The organism is Streptomyces sp. NPDC002130, assembly GCF_040296465.1.
Lineage (GTDB): Bacteria > Actinomycetota > Actinomycetes > Streptomycetales > Streptomycetaceae > Streptomyces.
On record NZ_JBEOXI010000556.1, the window covers coordinates 1 to 2445 of the forward strand.

At 62.1% G+C, this 2445-nt stretch carries 3 protein-coding genes; 2 read left to right on the top strand and 1 reads right to left on the bottom strand.

Features of this window, described 5'->3' with window-relative positions:
* Window positions 1-664 precede the first annotated feature (664 nt).
* The gene (locus tag ABT116_RS42705; RefSeq protein WP_351646090.1) at window positions 665-982 is read left to right on the top strand and encodes a hypothetical protein; all 318 of its coding nucleotides are present in this window, start codon (window positions 665-667) and stop codon (window positions 980-982) included.
* A 34-nt stretch (window positions 983-1016) separates the two neighbouring features.
* Complete coding sequence (locus ABT116_RS42710) at window positions 1017-1553, top strand: hypothetical protein (RefSeq protein ID WP_351646093.1); 537 nt, start codon at window positions 1017-1019, stop codon at window positions 1551-1553.
* Between the two features lie 3 nt (window positions 1554-1556).
* On the opposite strand, the gene ABT116_RS42715 is transcribed toward ABT116_RS42710, so the two are convergent.
* Window positions 1557-1853 carry a hypothetical protein gene (locus ABT116_RS42715; RefSeq protein WP_351646095.1) on the bottom strand — a complete coding sequence of 99 codons (297 nt, stop codon included), beginning with the start codon at window positions 1851-1853 and terminating at the stop codon, window positions 1557-1559.
* Window positions 1854-2445 lie beyond the last annotated feature (592 nt).

Genomic DNA, 2445 nt, shown 5'->3' on the forward strand with positions numbered 1-2445 from the left:
GGCGCCGGAAGGCAGGCCATCGGGTAAGTCGATCAGGCCCCACACCGGCGAGGTGTGCGGGCCTTTTCGGCTACCCTCACGAAGCTGTTGAATGATGCAAGCATCATGCAGCATATCCGCAGGTCAAACCCTTAGAATGCGCTCTCGAGGTGTCGCCGCGGCGAAGGACCCCAAGTCCGAAGGGTCGGATTTTTCGGTGTCGGCGGCAGGTGGTCTAATTCCACCGGGAGAGACACCTGTGGTTCAGGCCACACCTTCCCTGGGTGCCCGACCTGATGTCCCCTCAAACAAACGAACACGCGCGATCACGGAGTACCCAACCCATGCGAAACGACACGCATCTGCCCGCAGTTCTGAGCCATCCCCCGTCGGAGGAGGCTCCTGTCACCGTCCTGAGCACACTCGGGTGTGAAGTGACCGTCACCTCGGATTGCATCGACGAAGCCCCGCTGGTGACCTTGGCAGCGACCATGCCTCACGGGCTCGTCGACCTGTCCCCCAAAGCCGCGCGCACACTCGCGTCAGCTCTCACACGTCATGCCGACCACTCGGAGCGACTCGTTTCGAAGTCCGCTCCGACCGTACGAATATCGACGATCCCATGAGATCATCCACAGCTGCCGCGACTATGGCCCCATCACGAAGATTGCGGCCCCGAAGGATCGTGACTACGATCCCGGACATGGTATCGAGGAAGAACATCGACGCATTGACCGCTCTCGGCGAACGCCGGCGGGAGCTGCGTGCGGAACTCGAGGTAGTCGAAGAGAGCATCAACAAGAGCCTGAAAAAGGTGTACCCGGAAGGGTGGACCTGGGATGAGATCACCGAAGCATCCAGCCTGTCGCTCTACACTCTGAGACTGCGCTTGAACAAGCTCGGCCTTATCAATTCCGATAAGGCCTCTCCTCGGCCCCGTACCAAAGAGGTCGCACAGGAACGCAAGTCACAGGCGCGGAAGAACCGCATAGAAAAGGGCTGATCACCGGCCCTCTGGACGAGTGAAGGTTGTGACGATGACTCAGCCCCCGCCGAACGGTGGCTATCCCCATCCAGGAGCAGATCCGCGTCAACCCGGTGTCAACCCGCCGGTAGGGGCAGATCCGCACGCGCCGTACGGGTACGGACAGCCTTCGGGCGCGTATCCGCAGCAGCCGCAGCAAAACTGGTCGGGACAGCCTGCCGGTTATCCGGTGCCCCAGCCTCCGAAGAAGAGGAAGCGGTGGCCGTGGATTCTCGGCGGGGTCGTCGTCTTGTTCGTGGCGCTCGTCGTGATCTTCTCGCTGACGTCTCCGACACGCACGAGTCGGGTCGAGAACGCCGTTCAGGCTTGCCAGGACACTGTTTCTGATCGGTTGTCGGCGCCGGCCTCGGCGAAGTTCACGGCAGATCCGGCAGTGCGCGAGGATCCGACAGACACGTGGACGATTTCCGGTGGTGTCGACAGTCAGAACGCCCTCGGTGCAGTGTTGCGCGCGAACTTCGAGTGCAACGTGCAGTTCATGGGCGACTCGAAGTACAGCGTTGAGATCACGTCTATGACTCAGCAGTAGTCGTCAGCCCGGGCCGAGCGGGTTTTTCCCTTTCCGTTCCCCGACCCACATGCCGAACACCACGCGGTAGTACTTGGAGGCAAGGCCTTTCGCGTGGCGTTCGGACATGTGTTTGCGCAGGTGGGCGACCAATCGGGTCCATGCGCCGTCTGGCGTGGAGGCCCACTTTGCGAGGCCTTCTGCGCTGCTGGTCCAGTACTGCAGGAACGGGTCACGACGTGGTGATTGCATCGTCTCCCCCGTTTCCTTCTTCGGTTGGTTGGCCGGGCAGCAACACCTCACCCATTGAACGGTGGGCATGTCGTGGGTGCGCTTCGCTCCCGGCCCTGGCTGACTCGTGCCAGGGCCGGGTGACGTTGACAAGCCGATCCTCGAGGTCGAGGGGTTCGGCATCCGGCCAAGTCTGTGCCTTCGCGTGTGTTCGGTCCGCGAGGAGTGAGTCGATTCTGCGACTGAGTATTTGGTGAAATCGTCGGTCGGGCGCTCGTCGTCGGAGTTCGACTACTCGGCTGAGAAGCCTGTCGATGTCACCGATGGTTCGGGCGGTCATTGTTCCGCGCCAGGTACTGTCGCATCTGTTCGGCCTGACCAGGCTGCCGACCGAAGGTCAGGATAGGGACTTTCGGCACATTAGGCACATGTCCATAGTCCCGATTCTGAGGTCCCGTTGGTACTGGGTCGAGTCGATAGGCGATGCGTCGCAACCAATTCGAGAGTCTTCGCTTCATGCCCACCTCGTCTCGTTTGTGTGCCCCGACCGCATCCCGAGGTAGCGGAAACGTGCGGTCGGGGCGAAGCCCTCGGCGCTGCTGGCTGGCTGCATCGACCACCGCATCGAGGCCCACGCCCTGGGCGTGCGCGACCTGACCGACTCGCCCTCGACCCGCCTGGC

Bases quoted from the DNA above. Each gene is read 5' to 3' on its own strand.
- ABT116_RS42710 (WP_351646093.1), top strand. From the start codon at position 1,017: ATGACTCAGCCCCCGCCGAACGGTGGCTATCCCCATCCAGGAGCAGAT.
- ABT116_RS42715 (WP_351646095.1), bottom strand. From the start codon at position 1,853: ATGCCCACCGTTCAATGGGTGAGGTGTTGCTGCCCGGCCAACCAACCG.